The following is a 2,326-nucleotide window of genomic DNA, read 5'->3' as shown; positions in this document are numbered from 1 at the left end:
CGCGCCATCGCCGACGAGGTCGCCCGGGCCGGCGGCACGCCGCTCGCCGTCTCCCGCGACGGGCGGCTGCTGGGCGTGGTGACGCTGAAGGACATCGTGAAGGGCGGCATCCGCGAGCGCTTCGCGGAACTGCGCCGCATGGGCATCCGCACGGTGATGATCACCGGCGACAACCCCGTCACCGCCGCCGCGATCGCGGCCGAGGCCGGCGTCGACGACTTCCTCGCCCAGGCGACGCCGGAGGACAAGCTGGCGCTGATCCGCAAGGAGCAGGCGGAGGGCAAGCTCGTCGCCATGTGCGGCGACGGCACCAACGACGCCCCGGCTTTGGCGCAGGCCGACGTCGGCGTCGCGATGAACACCGGCACGGTGGCGGCCCGCGAGGCCGGCAACATGGTCGACCTCGATTCCGACCCGACCAAGCTCATCGAGATCGTCGGCATCGGCAAGCAGCTGCTGATGACGCGGGGCGCGCTGACCACCTTCTCGATCGCCAACGACGTGGCGAAATACTTTGCCATCATCCCGGCGATGTTCCTCGGGCTCTACCCGCAGCTCCAGGCGCTGAACGTGATGGGGCTCGCCTCGCCCCAGAGCGCGATCCTGTCGGCGATCATCTTCAACGCGCTGATCATCGTCGCGCTGATCCCGCTGGCCTTGCGCGGCGTCGCCTACCGGGCGGTCGGGGCCGGGGCACTGCTGCGCCAGAATCTCCTGATCTACGGCTTGGGCGGAATCCTGGTGCCCTTCGCCGGCATCAAGGCGATCGACCTCGCCGTCACCGCGCTCCACCTCGCCTGATCTTTCCCTTCGCGTCCCGAGACCCCGCCATGCTGACCCAGCTCCGCCCCGCACTCGTCCTGCTGATCGCGTTGACCGCGCTCACCGGGCTCGCCTACCCCCTCGCCATGACCGGGCTCGCCGGCCTCGCCTTCCCGAGCCAGGCCGCCGGCTCGATCGTCCTGCGCGACGGCCGACCCGTCGGGTCGAGCCTGGTCGGCCAAAACTTCACCAGCGCGCGCTACTTCCAGGGCCGGCCCTCGGCCACCGTCGCCGCCGACCCGGCGGATGCGGCCAAGACCGTGCCGGCGCCCTACAACGCCGCGAACTCGTCGGGCTCCAACCTCGGCCCGACCAGCGCCGCGCTCGCCGAGCGGGTCGGCGCCGACCTCGCCCGGCTGAAGGCCGAGAACCCGGGCGTGCCGGTGCCGGTGGACCTCGTGACCACGAGCGCGTCGGGGCTGGACCCCGACATCTCGCCCGAAGCCGCCCTGTTCCAGGTGAAGCGCGTGGCGGCCGCGCGGTCGCTCCCCGAGCCCTCCCTCCGCGACCTCGTCGCGGGGCAGGTCCGCGGCCGCTGGCTCGGCCTCCTCGGCGAGCCGCGGGTGAACGTGCTGGCCCTCAACCTCGCCCTGGACGAGATGGCGAAATAGCCCCGGTCGCCCCGTATTCCGCGTAGGATGCGCGCTCGATGACCGAGCCGAGCCGAGCCCCCGACCGCCCCTCCCCCGACGCGCTGCTCAACGCCGCGCGCCGGGCGGACCAGTCGCGTGGGCGGCTCAAGATCTTTCTCGGCGCCGCGCCCGGCGTCGGCAAGACCTTCGAGATGCTGACGACCGCCCAGGCCAAGGCCCGCGCCGGCCTCGACGTGGTGGTCGGCGTGGTCGAGACCCACGGCCGTGCGGAGACGGAGAGCCTGCTTTCCGGGCTCGAGATCGTTCCGCGCCGCGCGGTCGCCTACAAGGGCACCCGCCTCGACGAGATGGACCTCGACGCGCTGCTCGCGCGCAAGCCCACCCTGGCCCTCGTCGACGAGCTCGCCCACACCAACGCGCCGGGCTCGCGCCACCCGAAGCGCTACCAGGACGTCGAGGAACTGCTCGACGCCGGCATCGACGTCGACACCACCCTCAACATCCAGCACGTCGAGAGCCTGAACGACGTCGTCGCGCAGATCACCCGTATCCGCGTGCGCGAGACCGTGCCCGACGGCATCCTCGACCGGGCCGACGACATCGAGGTGATCGACCTCAACCCCGACGACCTGATCCGGCGGCTGGAGGACGGCAAGGTCTACCGGCCCCGCAACGCCACCCGTGCCCTCAAGCACTACTTCTCCCGCGGAAACCTGACCGCTCTGCGCGAGCTGGCCTTGCGCCGCACCGCCGACCGGGTCGACGACGAGCTGCTGAGCCACATGCGCGCCCACGCCATCCCCGGCCCCTGGGGGGCGGGCGAGCGGGTGCTGGTCTGCGTCAGCGAGGATCCGCGGGCGGCCGGCCTGGTGCGCTACGCCAAGCGCCTGGCCGACCGGCTGCACGCGCCC

2 protein-coding genes and 1 pseudogene are annotated in these 2,326 nt (G+C 72.3%); all 3 read left to right on the top strand.

Annotated features, from left to right (window positions below; all coding sequences use genetic code 11):
* On the top strand, positions 1-801 hold an 801-nt coding region (locus tag FV222_RS23495), incomplete at its 5' end, for an HAD-IC family P-type ATPase (protein ID WP_147815775.1).
* A 29-nt stretch (positions 802-830) separates the two neighbouring features.
* Complete coding sequence (locus FV222_RS23490; RefSeq protein ID WP_147754249.1) at positions 831-1,433, top strand: K(+)-transporting ATPase subunit C; 603 nt, start codon at positions 831-833, stop codon at positions 1,431-1,433.
* A gap of 38 nt (positions 1,434-1,471) precedes the next feature.
* Positions 1,472-2,326 (top strand): annotated as a pseudogene (locus FV222_RS23485) (two-component sensor histidine kinase); the annotation flags it as partial.

The sequence above is a fragment of the Methylobacterium sp. WL103 genome (assembly GCF_008039885.1).
Taxonomy (GTDB): Bacteria; Pseudomonadota; Alphaproteobacteria; order Rhizobiales; family Beijerinckiaceae; genus Methylobacterium; species Methylobacterium cerastii.
The sequence above is the reverse complement of the archived record's forward strand: the minus strand, read 5'-3'. Positions and strand labels throughout refer to the sequence as shown.

Bases quoted from the DNA above. Each gene is read 5' to 3' on its own strand.
- FV222_RS23490 (WP_147754249.1), top strand. From the start codon at position 831: ATGCTGACCCAGCTCCGCCCCGCACTCGTCCTGCTGATCGCGTTGACC.